Below are 14,114 nucleotides of genomic sequence, written 5' to 3' on the forward strand. Positions count from 1 at the left end.
GAGTAAAAAGGGACTGGGCAGTGATTCAGCAGCAATCATCCGGTGGTTTTATGACAACCACGCCATGACCGTCTGTTTGCTGGCCAGAGATGAAAGAACTTCGCGTTGCTGCCTGGCTGTGACCGTAAAGCGGCCCGACTGTTGCGCTTGTTGTGCTCGACCTGCCAGTGTGGGTGACATTCCCCTCGCCAGCGGTTAAAAAGGCAATACAAGAAAAGCCCGACGCTGTACTCACAAAAATCGTGGATGGATGAGTTCAAATATATGGAAAAAATCACCAACATTTCGCCGGACTGGCAAAAGTGGATACTGGACAATCTGGCGCGTGGCTGTACGGCCCAGTCGCTGATTGATGTCATGGTCGAAAAAAATTTCGATCCCATGTTTGCCAGCGCCATCGTGTTTCACTTTTCCACCGCCCACAAAGGCAGTGGCGGGCCAGTCGCCGTGGCGCAACTGGGCTCGCAGCCCGCAGTCAGCAACGTCAAAGACAAAATCCAGGGCAACGGCAATACGTATACCTACGAAGCGCCGCGGTTCAAGTCGGGCAACGTCATCCACACCCATGATCGCGTGATCCAGGTGATGGGGCGCGTAGAGAAACCGTATATTGCCGTGCTTGATAACGTGCTTAGCCATGAAGAGTGTGATGAACTCGTCCGCTTGTCACAGGCCCGCCTGAAGCGCTCGACCATTGTTGATCCGACTACCGGCAAAGACGCAGTGATTGAAGAACGTACCAGCTACGGTACGTTCTTTCATGTCAATGAGAACGAGTTCATTGCCCGGCTGGATCGCCGCGTAGCAGAGCTGATGAACTGGCCGGTTGAAAATGGCGAAGGTCTGCAGATTCTCAACTACAAAGTGGGTGGCGAGTACAAGCCACACTTTGATTATTTCCCCGAGCACGATCCTGGTAGCAAAGTGCACCTGGCCAATGGTGGGCAGCGCGTGTCTACACTGGTGATGTACCTCAACGACGTGGACGAGGGCGGTGCGACGGTGTTCCCGGAACTGGGCATGACTGTCGGCCCGAAAAAAGGCGCAGCGGTGTATTTCGAGTACACCAACAGCAAGAACCAGGTTGACCCGCTGACACTTCACGGCGGTTTGCCGGTGATTCAGGGTGAAAAGTGGATCGCAACCAAGTGGATGCGTCAGCGCAGGTTCGGTTGATATTTATTTGAATGCAGACAATAAAAAAACGGAGCGATGTCGCTCCGTTTTTCTTTGCGTCAGCAATGTGCCGAACCGGTCAGCCCAGTGCCTTGCCAATGCGTTCCAGCGCTTTTTGCAGATTCTGCATGCTGGTGGCAAAAGAAATGCGGAAATAACCTTCAGAGCCGAAAGCCGAACCCGGCACGACAGCGACGTCTTGCGTCTCCAGCAGGTAGGCCCCCAGTGCCATGTCGTTCGCCTCGGCAATCTTGCCTTCAGCGTGCAACAGCTTGATGGCTTCGCGGGCATCGACAAACGCGTAGAACGCACCGCCAGCTTCCAGGCACTTCAGGCCACGAATACGGTTGAAGGTGTCGACCACGAAACGATGACGTTCGTTGAACGCCGCCAGCATCGGCTTGATGCAATCCTGGCTGCCAATCAGCGCCGCTTCCGCCGCCACTTGTGAGATCGACGTCGGGTTGGAGGTCGATTGCGACTGGATGTTTTCCATGGCCTTGATCAGTTTGGCCGGGCCACCGGCGTAACCAATACGCCAGCCCGTCATGGAATACGCTTTGGAGACGCCATTCAGCAGAATGGTCTGTTCGTACAGTTCCGGGCACGCATTCAGGATGTTGTAAAAACGCGTCTCACCCAGCATGACGTGTTCGTACATGTCATCCGAGGCAATCAGGATGCCGGGGTGCTTCTTGAGCACTTCACCCAGTGCCTTCAACTCTTCCAGGGTGTATACCGCGCCGGTCGGATTGGAGGGGCTGTTGAGCACCAGCATGCGGGTCTTGGGGGTGATCGCGGCTTCCAGTTGGGCCGGGGTCAGCTTGAAGCCTTGTTCAATGCCACATTCCACAATCACCGGCTTGCCTTCGGCGATCAGCACGATATCCGGGTAAGACACCCAGTACGGCGCCGGGATGATGACTTCATCAGCCGGGTTGATATAGGCCTGACACAGATTGAAGAAGCTTTGCTTGCCACCGACCGACACCAGCACCTGGTTGGCGGCGTAATCCACGCCGTTGTCACGGCGGAATTTCTCGATGATGGCCTTTTTCAAACCAGGCGTGCCGGACACCGGCGTGTACTTGGTGAAGCCCTTGTTGATGGCTTCAATGGCAGCGGCCTTGATGTGATCCGGGGTGTCAAAGTCCGGCTCGCCAGCGGCCAGCGCAATCACATCTCGACCTTCAGCCTTCAGTTTGCCTGCCTTGGCGGTAATGGCCAGGGTGGGGGATTCCTTGATGGCAAGTACGCGGTTGGAGAGCTGCACGATTTGATCCTTCAGGATGCATGTGAACGGGAAGGCAACATTTTACCCGCAGCGCAATATCATCCCAAGTGCGGCGACGTATCAATACGGTAAATGTCAGGCGGTATGCTGCCGCTCGTCTAAGCTCAAACAGACATTAGAGATATATATCACCGCACCTTTACCGCATCACCCAGATGCGACAACGGGATACCAGCATGGGGTCATTCAGACGTTTTCTCCGGTGGCAGCGCTACCCTTTGCATATTCATATTGCCTGGCTGTTCATTTTGCTGATTGTGGCGTACGCGCTGATCAACAACTGGTACAACGATCGCCAAAGCCGGCGCATGCTGCTGAGTTCTTCGCAGACACTGTTCAACCAGATCGGCGCGCGCACCGGTGATACGGTGTCTGGTCTGTATGCCAGCACCGGGCTGGCGGTCGATTTGCTGGCGCGGGAAAAACTCGCCCGCGCCAAAACGCTGGATGAACGCCTGCAAAGTTTGCCGTATCTGATCCAGATTCTGCGCGATCAATCTGCGGTAACGGCTGCCTACGCAGGTTATGCCAACGGCGATTTCTTTCTGCTGCGACGCATTCCCGACGAGCCTGCATTGCGCACACCGCTGCACCCGCCGACTGGCGCCACATTACTGGTGCAAAGCTTTGTGACCAATAAAGGGAAGTCCCAAGGCAAGTATCTGTACTTTGACGATCAACTCAGGCTGATCGAAACGCGTGTGCGTGACGACTACCACTACGACGCGCGTACCCGCGACTGGTACAAGCGCGCTATGGCCGATAGCGGCAGAGTAATCACGCAGCCCTATGTGTTCTTTACCACGCATGAGATCGGGACAACGTTCTCGCGCCGTAGCCTTGATCGCAGTGCAGTGGTCGGCGTCGATGTCACGCTGGCCGCACTGAGCGGCATGCTGGCGACGCAACACGTGACCGCACATAGTGAAATGGCATTGCTGGACCCGGACGGTCAGGTGCTGGCCTGGCATGACACCACGCGGGTAGTGCGTCCGGACCAGCGCGGTGGATTCCGGCTGGCCCGTGTGCGTGATCTGGGTATTCCTGCGCTCACCACCATGATGGCGCGCCCGGATACCTACAAAGGCAATACCGCGCCGATCGAGCTGGAGGGGGCAACCTGGTATGGCTACCTGGCGCCACTGGCACTACCACAAGGCGACGCGCTCTACCTCGCCGTTGCCGCACCCGATGAAGAACTACTGGCTGATGCCCACCAGTTACGCAAAGAAACCGCACTGATTTCTATCTTGCTGCTGCTCATCACTGTGCCCGTGGCGATGTGGGTCTCGCTGATTGCTTCGCGGCCACTTAAAGCGCTGATTGCCCAGGCGCGCGACATTCAGGCCATGCGGTTTGATTCACCGGTGGTGGTCAACTCCGTGGTGCGGGAAATCCATGAACTCGCCGACGCCATGCGACGCATGAAGCAAACCATTGCCCAGTTCCGGGATATTGGCGACGCGCTGGCCGATGAGCGCGAGTTCAGTCCGCTGATCCAGCGCATTCTGAACGAAGCGCTGCATATGGCCGAGGCCCGCGCCGCCATCATCTATCTGACAGAAACGGACGGCCACCTCACCGCCGAACAGGCCTGCCGCTCTGATCAGGAGCCGGTTAACCCGACGGCGCTGCCGGTGCTGATTCCGGATCATGAAGTCCAGCATCCGGCAGTGATGGCGGATGCATCTGGCCAGACTCAGTCGGTCTGGCTGGAACCCTCAGAATTGAATGCCTGGTTTGGCGGTTTGCGTCATTTCGAGCACGCGGCGGTGGTGGTCGCTATCCCGCTGATCAACCGCCAGGAAGAAACTGTGGGCGTGCTGACCTTGTTTATCGAGGCGGCCCAGGCACTGCGCGGTGGCCACCCTATGCTGGCCATGCTGGAAGCGGTCTCCGGCACGGCTGCAGTGGCGATTGAAACCCAACGCCTGATCAAGGAACAACAGGCGCTGCTGGAGTCTTTCATCCAGCTCGTCGCCGGTGCCATTGATGCCAAGAGCCCCTATACCGGTGGTCACTGCCAGCGGGTACCGGAGCTGACCAAAATGCTGGCCAGGGCTGCGTGCGATGCCAATGAGGGACCTTACCGGCATTACTCACTGACGACTGAAGAATGGGAAGCGTTGCATATCGGCGCCTGGCTGCATGACTGCGGCAAGGTCACCACGCCTGAGTATGTGGTCGACAAGGCGACCAAGCTGGAAACCATCTACGACCGCATCCATGAAATCCGTATGCGGTTTGAAGTACTCAAGCGCGATGCCTGGATCAGTTATTGGCAAGGGGTTGCCGAAGGCGGTGATGCGCATGAACTGGCTAAAGTACGCGAACAACTGCTGCATGAACTGGATGAAGAATATCGTTTTGTAGCCCGTAGCAATGAAGGCGGTGAAGCCATGGCGCAGGCGGATATTGAGCGCTTGTACGATATTGGCCGCCGTACCTGGCAGCGCACGCTGGATGATCGCATTGGTATTTCTTATGAAGAACAGCAACGCAAAGGGCGAACGCCGGCACCGATGCTGCCCGTTGCCATGCCATTGCTGGCTGATTTGCCCGAGCACGTGATCTACCGCAACCCGCGGGACCAGTTGCCGCAGGGCTATGGCTTTGACATGAAAGTGCCCGAATACCTCTACAACCGGGGTGAGCTGCATAACCTCTCAGTCAAGCGCGGCACATTGACCGAAGAAGAGCGCTACAAGATCAACGAGCACATCGTGCAAACCATTGTCATGCTGGAAAAACTGCCCTTCCCGCGCCACCTCAGAAACGTGCCGGAAATTGCTGGCGGTCACCACGAAAAAATGGACGGTACAGGCTATCCTCGCCGCCTGAAGCGCGAAGAAATGAGCCCGTTGGCGCGCATGATGGCCATTGCCGATATCTTTGAGGCGCTAACCGCAATTGATCGCCCCTACAAGCGTGGCAAGACGCTGACAGAGGCCATTAACATCATGGCGCGCATGCGGCGTGAACAACATATTGATCCGGAGTTGTTTGAGCTGTTTTTGCGTTCTGGCGTGTATATGGAATACAGCCAGCGCTATCTGCAACCAGACCAGATGGATGTGGTGAATGTGGAAGAAGCGCTGGCTTGATTAACGGTCGTGCCGCTTGATGAAACCATCATTGAGCGGCTCGCCCAGCTCTGCACAGGCCGCGATGCGGCTGTGCGGCTCAGCGATGCGATAACCGTTTTTGTTAAGCCAGGTGTCGTTGTAATACGAGTGCGCGTAGCGGTCGCCGCTATCGCACAGCAGCGTGACGATGGCACCAGATTCGCCTGCCGCCTGCATTGAACGCGCCAGTTGCAGCACGGCCACAAACTGGCAACCGGTGGAACCTCCCACCCGCCGCCCCAGCTTGCTTGCGAGCCAGCGCGTGGCCGCAATCGACATCACATCTGGCACCTTGAACATGGTGTCGATCACATCCGGCATGAACGAGGACTCGACGCGCGGTCTGCCAATGCCTTCAATCTTTGAACCACAATCAAGCACGTGATCGCGCTGGCCACTCACAAAGGCATCGAAAAACACGCTGTTTTCCGGATCAGCACAGGCGATACGGGTGGCATGACGCCGGTATCGGACATAACGTCCCAGCGTGGCTGACGTACCGCCGGTGCCGCAACTGGCGACAATCCAGCTGGGTTCTGGGTAACGCTCCAGTTTCATCTGGTCAAAAATGGATTCCGCAATATTGTTGTTGGCGCGCCAGTCTGTCGCCCGTTCCGCATAGGTGAACTGATCCATGAAATGGCCGCCAGTCCGGTGCGCCAATTGCAGCGAATGTGCAGCGATCTGCGTCGGATCGGATACCAATTCACATCTTCCACCCTGGAATTCGATCGCGGCGATCTTGTCCGGGCTGGTCGTAGCAGGCATCACCGCAATAAACGGTAAACCCAACAGCCGCGCAAAGTACGCCTCAGACACCGCAGTCGAACCGCTGGAGGCTTCGATCACCGGTTTGCCCGGCGAGAGCCAGCCGTTGGCCAGGGCATACAAAAACAATGAGCGCGCTAACCGGTGCTTCAGACTTCCGGTTGGGTGACTGGATTCATCTTTCAGATAAAAGTCGATATCCGGAAACGCCGCCAGCTTGAGGGGTATCAAGTGGGTGTCAGCCGAGCGGTTGAAGTCTGCTTCAATGATGCGGATGGCTTCTGCGGTCCATTGGCGAGCGCTTTGCATAGGTCGGTATTTGCGATGATCAAACAGGGAGTTTGAGCATGGCAGTCGCAGCGTGGCTGCGCCAAGATTCAGCTTGCCGGACGGTTGTGGGGCACAGTTTTATGCTGTTGAAGTAGCAGGGTTGGCGTGATCCGGTACGCCAGGTCGCGCAAACCACCGCCCATGAACAAGAATCACTTGTCCCGTCGAGTACTTTTTCCTCTCCGCACAGGCAGAAATCGACTGGCGCCATGACCTGTCTTGAAGTTCAAAACAGACTCTGTTGTCCATCCGGCTTGCCGGTCACTGCCGCATCCACAGCGTCATCGGCAAAGCGCACCCGGATCTTGTCTCCGGCATGCAGCTGGGCTGCGTGTTGCACGACCTGCCCCTTGGCTGTCTCCACCAGTGCGTAGCCGCGGGATAACACAGCAGTGGGGTTCAGCGCCTGCAATTGGCCACGCAATGGGGCCAGTTTTGCCAGACGCTGCTCCCGCGTGCGCGCACTGGCCGCCGCTAGCCGGCTGGCAGCCAGGCTGAGGCGGTTGCGGGCAGCCTCCAGGGCAGGGCTGGCGTGGATCAACCGCAGCCGCATTTGGGCCAGCGTAGACAGTTTGCGGTCCAGTTGTCGGGCGGGCGCGGTGTTCAGGCGCACTGACAACATGGCCAGACGTTCGCGTTGGCGAGTCAGCGTATCGCCGGGGTGGCGCAAGCGCCGGGCGAGGTTGTCCAGCTTTTGCATGCGCGTCTGCAATTGACGTTCAACTGCGCGTTGCAGGTGGCGTTGTTGCTCGGCCAGCCGCGCCAGCCATTCCGTGCGGTTAGGGCTGGCCAGTTCTGCAGCGGCGGTGGGTGTTGCCGCACGAACGTCTGCGACGAAATCACTGATCGTAAAATCGGTTTCGTGGCCGACGCCACTGACCACCGGAATGGCACATGCGGCTATGGCCCGGGCGACGACTTCCTCATTGAATGCCCACAGATCTTCCAGGCTACCGCCACCGCGACACACAATCAGCGTGTCCACTTCATTGCGCTCGGCGGCTTTGTTGATCGCTGCAGCAATTTCAGCCCCTGCACCGGCGCCTTGTACCGCACAGGGGTAGAGGATGACGGGCAGGCCAGGCATGCGGCGGCCCAGTGTGGTGAGCACATCGCGGAGCGCAGCCGCTTTGGGAGAGGTCACAATCCCGATCGCACGTGGAAACGTCGGCAGCGGCTGTTTGCGGTCGCTATCAAACAAACCTTCGGCGGCCAGTTTGGCCTTGAGTTTTTCAAATGCCTCGAACAACGCGCCCAGACCCGCGGGACGCATGGCTTCGACGGTCAGTTGATAGTCGCCGCGGGCTTCGTAGAGCGTGACTACCGCGCGGATTTCCACGCTCATTCCTTCCCGTGGTTGAAAGTCCAGGAGACCGGCACGGTTACGGAACATGACACAGCGCACCTGCGCATTCTTGTCTTTCAGGCTGAAGTAGCAGTGACCTGAGTCGTAGCGCTTGAAGTTGGAAATCTCCCCGCTCACCCACAAAACAGGCAGGCTACCTTCCAGCAATTCACGCACCGTGCGGTTCAGGTCTGACACGGTCAAAACGGCGTTTGAAATACTTGACAAGTTGGAGAACATGCGCGGGAAAACCCAAAATAATCCACAAAAGCCATGCTGCTCAAGGCATAGCGGCGATTTTGCGGGTTGTAGTTGATGTAGTGTCTGTAACTAACTGATTTTTATGAATTATGGCAAAACGCCCAATTTGCAGGCAACTTGTCTGCAATCCTTTGCAGACAGGCGTTTAGGGTATATCTGAAGAGGTTGTTCACAAAGTTATCCACAGCTTGTGTGGGTAATGCAAAAAAACCAAGGCAGGACGGGGAGTTACCTGTATTCCTTCACCTGGAGTCAGCCTTTTCTGGCTCCGCCGACAGTGGTAGTCGGACAACTTTTATGCCGTGTGCGACAGGCTAGTTACAATTCTGTCCTCCGGGCGGTAGTCTTGCGCGTTATTCTCCGTCCGTGTTTCGCATTTGCCCGCGCGGCAGTCCGGCCCTTCACGATCAGGGGCAATCCGGCTAAAGTTACGCGATTCACGGCAGCGTGCCTACCTGTTAACCGACGGCGCGCTGTTCCAGGACCCCTAAAACGCACCACAGGAACCCTTATGCTGGAGATTATTCAAGCCGCTGGCTGGCCGATCTGGTTGATCATTGTTGCCTCCGTGGCTGCGCTGACCATCATCATTGAACGGCTGCTGACCCTGCGCAAGGGCGTGGTTGTGCCCGAAGGCATGCTGGCTCGCGTGGTGCAAGAATTGCGCGCCAGCGGCGTCAACGCTGAAATGGTATCCAAGCTGGCCGCGTCTTCGCCGTTGGGCAAGGTACTGGCTGCTGGTCTGAAGAATGTGAAAAGCTCCCGCGAGATCATGAAAGAATCGATCGAAGAAGTGGGCGGCGCGGTAGCACACGATCTGGAGCGTTATCTTTCTGCGCTCGGTACCATTGCTGCCATCACCCCGCTGCTGGGCCTGTTTGGTACCGTGGTCGGCATGATCGAAATCTTCGGTGCGCAATCTCCGGCAACCGGCGCTAACCCGGCTGCACTGGCTCACGGTATTTCCGTAGCGCTGTACAACACCGCCTTCGGTATTATCGTGGCTGTACCTAGCCTCTTGTTCTACCGCTACTTCCGTTCCCGTGTGGATGGCTATCTGGTTGAGATGGAACAACAAGCCATCAAGCTGGTGGAAGTCGTACACGGCGAGCGTCAACTCGGCGCATCCAAATAAGCAACGGGGCCGGATATGAATTTTCGACGTGGTCGCAAGCGGGAAGAACCGGAAATCAATTTCGTCCCGCTGATCGACGTGCTGCTGGTGATCCTGATCTTTGTCATGGCCACCACCACGTATTCCAAGTTTGCTGAACTGAAGATCAACCTGCCGACGGCCAATGCAGAAAAAACGCCAGATAACCAGCCGCAGGCGGTCAATGTGGCGGTATCGGCTAACGGTCAGTACAGCATCAACAATGATCTGGTGACGTTTACTTCTCCGGATGACTTTGCGCTGCTGTTACGCAAAGCCGCCGGTGGTAATCAGGATCCGATGATCGTGATTGATGCCGATGCCCAGTCCACGCATCAGAGCGTGGTCAATGTGATGGAAGCGGCGCGGGTAGCGGGCTATGGCAAGCTGACCTTTGCAACGCAGAACCAGCCGGGCAAGTAATGGCGCAGTCTGAAACGGGCTTTGCCAGACAACTGGTAGACGCTTGGTACAAACCCGGTCTTGATGGCCGGGTTTTGCTTTTTGTGCCATTGGCGTGGCTGTATGGTGCGGTCACGGCACTGCGTCGCGGGTTGTTCCGGGTCGGCCTGAAAAAGAGCACCCATTTGCCGGTGCCGACCATTGTTATCGGAAACATCACGGTCGGTGGCAGCGGCAAGACGCCCCTGACCATCTATCTCGCCCAACAGCTGCTGGTCGCTGGCTTCAAACCTGCCATTGTCAGCCGTGGCTACGGCGGTTCGGCGCAGACGGTCACACCCGTGACCGCCGCCAGTGACCCAGCCGTGACGGGCGATGAACCGGTGCTGATGGCACAGGCCACTGGCGTACCGGTAATGGTCGGGCGGGATCGGGTAGCAGCCGGGCTGGCGCTGCTTGCCGCTCACCCGGAGGTCAATGTCATCCTGTGCGATGACGGTTTGCAACATTACCGTCTGCAGCGTGATATTGAATTGTGTGTGATTGATGGTGCGCGGGGTCTGGGTAATGGCCAGTTGATTCCGGCCGGCCCCTTGCGTGAAGGCAAGGGCAGGCTGCAAAAAGTGGACGCGGTGATCGTGAATGGTGTCGGCGCTACGGATTGGCACGCGCACACCTGGACCATGCAACTGCAGCCAGACGCCATTTACCACCTTGCGGACCGCACCCGCACTGACTCTGTCGCCGAGCTGGGCGGACAAACGCTGCATGCTGTGGCAGGCATCGGCAATCCGGCGCGCTTTTTTGCAACGCTTTCCGCGCTAGGATTACAGACGAAAAACCACGCGTTTGCTGACCATCAGCGCTATACCACCGCCGATTTACCGGCGGACGGGCTGATCATCACCACAGAAAAAGATGCGGTGAAACTGACCTCTTTGTCCGGGATTGCCCTTACGGATGATAGAATCCGGGTTTTGCCGGTTCGCGCACAGCTTGATGACGGGCTGATGACGTGGCTGGCGGCAAGGATTCTAGAGGTTAGCAATGGACGCCAAGCTGCTTGAAATTCTGGTTTGCCCGCTGTGCAAGGGCCCGCTGGTTTTCGACAAAACCCGCCAGGAACTGATCTGCAAGGCAGATCGTCTGGGCTTCCCCATCCGCGATGGTATTCCGACCATGCTGGAAACCGAGGCGCGCGAGTTGCCGGCGGATGAGGAAATCAAGGCGTGAGCTATGTGGCGCTGATCCCGGCCCGGATGAAATCCACCCGGTTGCCGGACAAACCACTGGCCGATATTGGCGGCCTGCCCATGATTGTTCGGGTGGCCGAGCGTGTGGCGCTGTCTGGCGCGGTGCGCGTGGTCGTAGCGACCGATGACCCCCGTATTCTGGATGCAGTCGAAAAAGCCGGCTTTGAAGCCGTGATGACGCGCGCAGATCACCCGTCCGGGACGGATCGGCTGGCTGAAGCCGCTGATCTGTTGCAACTGCCCGACACCGATGTGGTGATCAACGTGCAGGGCGATGAACCGCTGATCGACCCGAAACTGCTGGATCACGTTGCCGGCCAGCTCCTGGCTGATGCCGACTTGCCCATGTCCACCGCGGCACACGTGATTCATGAAGCGGCCGACTTCTTTAACCCGAACGTGGTCAAGGTTGTCACCGACGCCCGCTCACGTGCGCTGTATTTCAGCCGCGCACCGATCGCCTGGGCGCGCGATGCATTTGCCAAAGACACGGCCAGTTTGCCGGATGGTCTGGCACCACTGCGCCACATTGGTATCTATGGCTACCGTGCCGGTTTTTTGCGCGCCTACAGTCGCTTGCAGCCCTCGGCGCTTGAGGGCTGGGAGGCGCTGGAACAATTAAGGGTGCTATGGCATGGTTACGCCATCGGCGTGCATGTGGCTGAACATGCGCCAGCGCCAGGCGTTGATACACCCGAAGATCTGGAACGCGTGCGCAAACTTTATGCTGCGGGCGTGTAACATCAAGATTTCGTTGGCTTTTTTACATTATCTTATTTCAATAACGAAACCACAGGGACCGTACAATGAGGTTGATTCTGCTTGGCGCACCGGGTGCAGGTAAGGGCACTCAAGCCACTTTCATCAAAGAAAAATTCAACATCCCGCAAATCTCCACGGGCGACATGCTGCGTGCTGCGGTCAAGGCCGGCACACCGCTGGGCCTGGAAGCCAAGGCCATCATGGATGCTGGCGGTCTGGTGCGTGATGACATCATCATCGGTCTCGTGAAAGAACGTATTGCTGAGCCGGACTGTGCAAACGGTTTCCTGTTTGACGGTTTCCCGCGCACCATTCCGCAAGCTGAAGCCATGAAAGACGCTGGCGTGACGATCGACTTCGTGGTCGAAATCGACGTACCGGACAGCAGCATTATCGAGCGCATGGCCGGCCGTCGCGTGCACGTGGCTTCGGGCCGCACCTATCACGTCAAGTTCAACCCGCCCAAAGTGGAAGGCAAGGACGATGTGACCGGTGAAGAATTGATCCAGCGCGTTGATGACGAAGAAGAAACCGTCAAGAAGCGCCTGGCTGTGTATCACGAACAAACCGAAGTGCTGGTGGGCTATTACGGCCAGCAAGCCGCCTCGGGTGATGCCACCGCACCGAAGTACGTCAAGGTCAATGGCGTGGGCGACGTGAACGCCATCCGTGATGGTATCTTCAAGGCTCTGGGCGCCTGATCCTTCGATCACGCTTTGCCTTGCAAAACAAAACCCCGCTATTGCGGGGTTTTGTTTTTGGCACTAACCGGGCGTGTTATTCCAGAATGCCCGGGTCAAGATGGGATACGTCACCCCAGTCAATCATGCTGAAGCCGTGTCCATCAAACGCAATGCGATTGATGCTGGCATTGAACAAGGTGTGGTCGCGCACTTTTTCCAGACCCTGGCCGGTGGCCAGTCGCCAGGCAATATCCAGCACGCCACCATGGCATACCACCAGTACATGCTGGTCAGGATGGCGATGGGCAATACCGCGCAATACGCGGTCTACCCGATCGGCAAACTGGCGAATGCTCTCGCCCTCGGGGATCTGATAGTCAATCTGCCGGGCCTTGATCGCCGCCGAGGCTTCCGGTTGTTCTTCAGCGATCTCGGCGCGGGTCAGCCCTTCCAGAATGCCGTAGTTGCGTTCACGCAGTTCGGGGTCAAGCAATAATGGCAAGCCAGTAAAATGGCTGGCGGGCTCTGCAGTCTGACGGGCACGAGCCAGATCGCTGACCCACAAGGCACCAAACGGTGCTTGCGCGTGCTCGGCCTTGATTCGTGCACCCAGCATATCGGCCTGCTCCAGACCGGTTTCGTTGAGCGGGATATCGGTGTGGCCTTGCATGCGGCCTGCTGCGTTCCAGGCGGTTTCGCCATGACGGATCAGCCAGAGGGTGGTGGTCATGCCTTCTCCTTGGTGCGTGAAGTGCTCGAGCGTACCGTAAAAAAACAGAGGCTGCCCGCAGGCAGCCTCTGTTTTTTTGCACGCTAACCGGTATCCGGTTGTGATTCTCTTTTGTGCCGTATGCTGTTTTTTTGTGTACGGCTTTGATCTGTAGATGTTTGTTGGTGTTTCTGGTGTTGCTCGGGCGCGCTTAGCGCGGCGTCACATTCACCTCAACCGGGATACGATCACCCGGCTGTTGCGGCAGGTTGGCGCTGAACTGGCGGCCCTTGTAGTCATAAGTCACGTGGTAGCCAGTAACTTGATCCTGCCAGGCATCCACCTGGCGGCAGCGTTGCACTTGCTGGTTTTGTACTTGCGGTTGGCCGCTCCCCACCTGGTTACCGATCAGCGCACCACCGATAGCACCCGCTACAGTGGCGACATCTTTACCGCGACCACCACCTACCTGGTGGCCCAGCACACCGCCGGCTACGCCGCCAATAATGCTGCCGACCACACCACCTGCCTGATTCTGGGTTTGAACTTGCTGGTTTTCGGTCCAGCATTCCTGGCGCGGGGCGTTCACGCGCTGCACGATAGCGGTGGAGCTCACCACGCGTGCGTAATCGGGATAAGCGTCTGCCATCGCAACGGTGGCGGACAGAGTAAGTGCGGCAGCGATCAGTGTTTTGAATTGTGTCTTCATGGTTTTCTCCTCATATGTCGCTATGACATAGAGATTAAAACGCATTACTCGCGCCCAGGCTTACGACAAATTCACACTCTGACGCATTGTTACACGCGGACACACGCATTTCGTGAGGCTGCTCACAACGGTGCTTACCAACAA

The 14,114-nt window shown here is 57.4% G+C and carries 13 protein-coding genes; 8 read left to right on the forward strand and 5 right to left on the reverse strand.

The features are described from left to right. Positions 1 to 264: 264 nt before the first annotated feature. The gene (locus tag IEX44_RS13720; protein WP_188695218.1) at positions 265 to 1,176 is read left to right on the forward strand and encodes a 2OG-Fe(II) oxygenase; all 912 of its coding nucleotides are present in this window, start codon (positions 265 to 267) and stop codon (positions 1,174 to 1,176) included. Positions 1,177 to 1,255: 79 nt separating this feature from the next. On the opposite strand, the gene IEX44_RS13725 is transcribed toward IEX44_RS13720, so the two are convergent. Next, positions 1,256 to 2,449, reverse strand: coding sequence for a pyridoxal phosphate-dependent aminotransferase (locus tag IEX44_RS13725; protein ID WP_188694812.1), 1,194 nt, complete (start codon positions 2,447 to 2,449; stop codon positions 1,256 to 1,258). Between the two features lie 197 nt (positions 2,450 to 2,646). On the opposite strand from IEX44_RS13725, the gene IEX44_RS13730 reads away from it, so the two are divergent. Continuing rightward, entirely contained in the window at positions 2,647 to 5,574 is a 2,928-nt protein-coding gene (locus IEX44_RS13730) for an HD domain-containing phosphohydrolase (RefSeq protein WP_188694815.1), read from the forward strand. Here the strand turns inward: IEX44_RS13730 and IEX44_RS13735 are convergent, their stop codons facing one another. Further along, on the reverse strand, positions 5,575 to 6,672 hold the full coding sequence (locus tag IEX44_RS13735) for a PLP-dependent cysteine synthase family protein (RefSeq protein ID WP_188694818.1): 1,098 nt from the start codon (positions 6,670 to 6,672) through the stop codon (positions 5,575 to 5,577). A gap of 247 nt (positions 6,673 to 6,919) precedes the next feature. Beyond that, on the reverse strand, positions 6,920 to 8,278 hold the full coding sequence (gene xseA, locus IEX44_RS13740) for an exodeoxyribonuclease VII large subunit (RefSeq protein ID WP_188694822.1): 1,359 nt from the start codon (positions 8,276 to 8,278) through the stop codon (positions 6,920 to 6,922). A 532-nt stretch (positions 8,279 to 8,810) separates the two neighbouring features. Here xseA and IEX44_RS13745 point away from each other — a divergent pair. From IEX44_RS13745 to adk, 6 genes are all read left to right on the forward strand, one after another. Continuing rightward, positions 8,811 to 9,434, forward strand: a complete 624-nt coding sequence (locus IEX44_RS13745) for a MotA/TolQ/ExbB proton channel family protein (RefSeq protein WP_188694824.1) — start codon at positions 8,811 to 8,813, stop codon at positions 9,432 to 9,434. 15 nt (positions 9,435 to 9,449) lie between these two features. Beyond that, on the forward strand, positions 9,450 to 9,875 hold the full coding sequence (locus IEX44_RS13750; RefSeq protein ID WP_188694827.1) for an ExbD/TolR family protein: 426 nt from the start codon (positions 9,450 to 9,452) through the stop codon (positions 9,873 to 9,875). Next, the gene (gene lpxK / locus IEX44_RS13755) at positions 9,875 to 10,921 is read left to right on the forward strand and encodes a tetraacyldisaccharide 4'-kinase (RefSeq protein WP_188694830.1); all 1,047 of its coding nucleotides are present in this window, start codon (positions 9,875 to 9,877) and stop codon (positions 10,919 to 10,921) included. Before IEX44_RS13750 ends, lpxK begins: the two co-directional genes overlap by 1 nt. Next, the gene (locus IEX44_RS13760; RefSeq protein WP_184099711.1) at positions 10,902 to 11,087 is read left to right on the forward strand and encodes a Trm112 family protein; all 186 of its coding nucleotides are present in this window, start codon (positions 10,902 to 10,904) and stop codon (positions 11,085 to 11,087) included. Before lpxK ends, IEX44_RS13760 begins: the two co-directional genes overlap by 20 nt. Beyond that, on the forward strand, positions 11,084 to 11,848 hold the full coding sequence (kdsB, locus tag IEX44_RS13765; protein ID WP_188694832.1) for a 3-deoxy-manno-octulosonate cytidylyltransferase: 765 nt from the start codon (positions 11,084 to 11,086) through the stop codon (positions 11,846 to 11,848). Before IEX44_RS13760 ends, kdsB begins: the two co-directional genes overlap by 4 nt. Before the next feature lie 65 nt (positions 11,849 to 11,913). Then, positions 11,914 to 12,570, forward strand: a complete 657-nt coding sequence (adk, locus tag IEX44_RS13770) for an adenylate kinase (RefSeq protein ID WP_188694837.1) — start codon at positions 11,914 to 11,916, stop codon at positions 12,568 to 12,570. 76 nt (positions 12,571 to 12,646) lie between these two features. On the opposite strand, the gene IEX44_RS13775 is transcribed toward adk, so the two are convergent. Next, positions 12,647 to 13,282 carry a histidine phosphatase family protein gene (locus tag IEX44_RS13775; protein WP_188694841.1) on the reverse strand — a complete coding sequence of 212 codons (636 nt, stop codon included), beginning with the start codon at positions 13,280 to 13,282 and terminating at the stop codon, positions 12,647 to 12,649. A 190-nt stretch (positions 13,283 to 13,472) separates the two neighbouring features. Next, a complete protein-coding gene (locus tag IEX44_RS13780) occupies positions 13,473 to 13,970 on the reverse strand; it encodes a glycine zipper 2TM domain-containing protein (RefSeq protein ID WP_188694843.1) in 498 nt (165 codons plus the stop codon). Between the last annotated feature and the right edge of the window lie 144 nt (positions 13,971 to 14,114).

This window comes from Silvimonas amylolytica, from assembly GCF_014645555.1.
GTDB classification, from domain to species: Bacteria; Pseudomonadota; Gammaproteobacteria; order Burkholderiales; family Chitinibacteraceae; genus Silvimonas; species Silvimonas amylolytica.

What these genes read in the sequence shown, in the direction of transcription:
- adk (WP_188694837.1), top strand. Translation starts at nt 11,914, where the DNA reads ATGAGGTTGATTCTGCTTGGCGCACCGGGTGCAGGTAAGGGCACTCAA.
- IEX44_RS13735 (WP_188694818.1), bottom strand. Translation starts at nt 6,672, where the DNA reads ATGCAAAGCGCTCGCCAATGGACCGCAGAAGCCATCCGCATCATTGAA.
- xseA (WP_188694822.1), bottom strand. Translation starts at nt 8,278, where the DNA reads ATGTTCTCCAACTTGTCAAGTATTTCAAACGCCGTTTTGACCGTGTCA.
- lpxK (WP_188694830.1), top strand. Translation starts at nt 9,875, where the DNA reads ATGGCGCAGTCTGAAACGGGCTTTGCCAGACAACTGGTAGACGCTTGG.
- IEX44_RS13720 (WP_188695218.1), top strand. Translation starts at nt 265, where the DNA reads ATGGAAAAAATCACCAACATTTCGCCGGACTGGCAAAAGTGGATACTG.
- IEX44_RS13745 (WP_188694824.1), top strand. Translation starts at nt 8,811, where the DNA reads ATGCTGGAGATTATTCAAGCCGCTGGCTGGCCGATCTGGTTGATCATT.
- IEX44_RS13750 (WP_188694827.1), top strand. Translation starts at nt 9,450, where the DNA reads ATGAATTTTCGACGTGGTCGCAAGCGGGAAGAACCGGAAATCAATTTC.
- IEX44_RS13775 (WP_188694841.1), bottom strand. Translation starts at nt 13,282, where the DNA reads ATGACCACCACCCTCTGGCTGATCCGTCATGGCGAAACCGCCTGGAAC.
- IEX44_RS13760 (WP_184099711.1), top strand. Translation starts at nt 10,902, where the DNA reads ATGGACGCCAAGCTGCTTGAAATTCTGGTTTGCCCGCTGTGCAAGGGC.
- IEX44_RS13780 (WP_188694843.1), bottom strand. Translation starts at nt 13,970, where the DNA reads ATGAAGACACAATTCAAAACACTGATCGCTGCCGCACTTACTCTGTCC.
- IEX44_RS13730 (WP_188694815.1), top strand. Translation starts at nt 2,647, where the DNA reads ATGGGGTCATTCAGACGTTTTCTCCGGTGGCAGCGCTACCCTTTGCAT.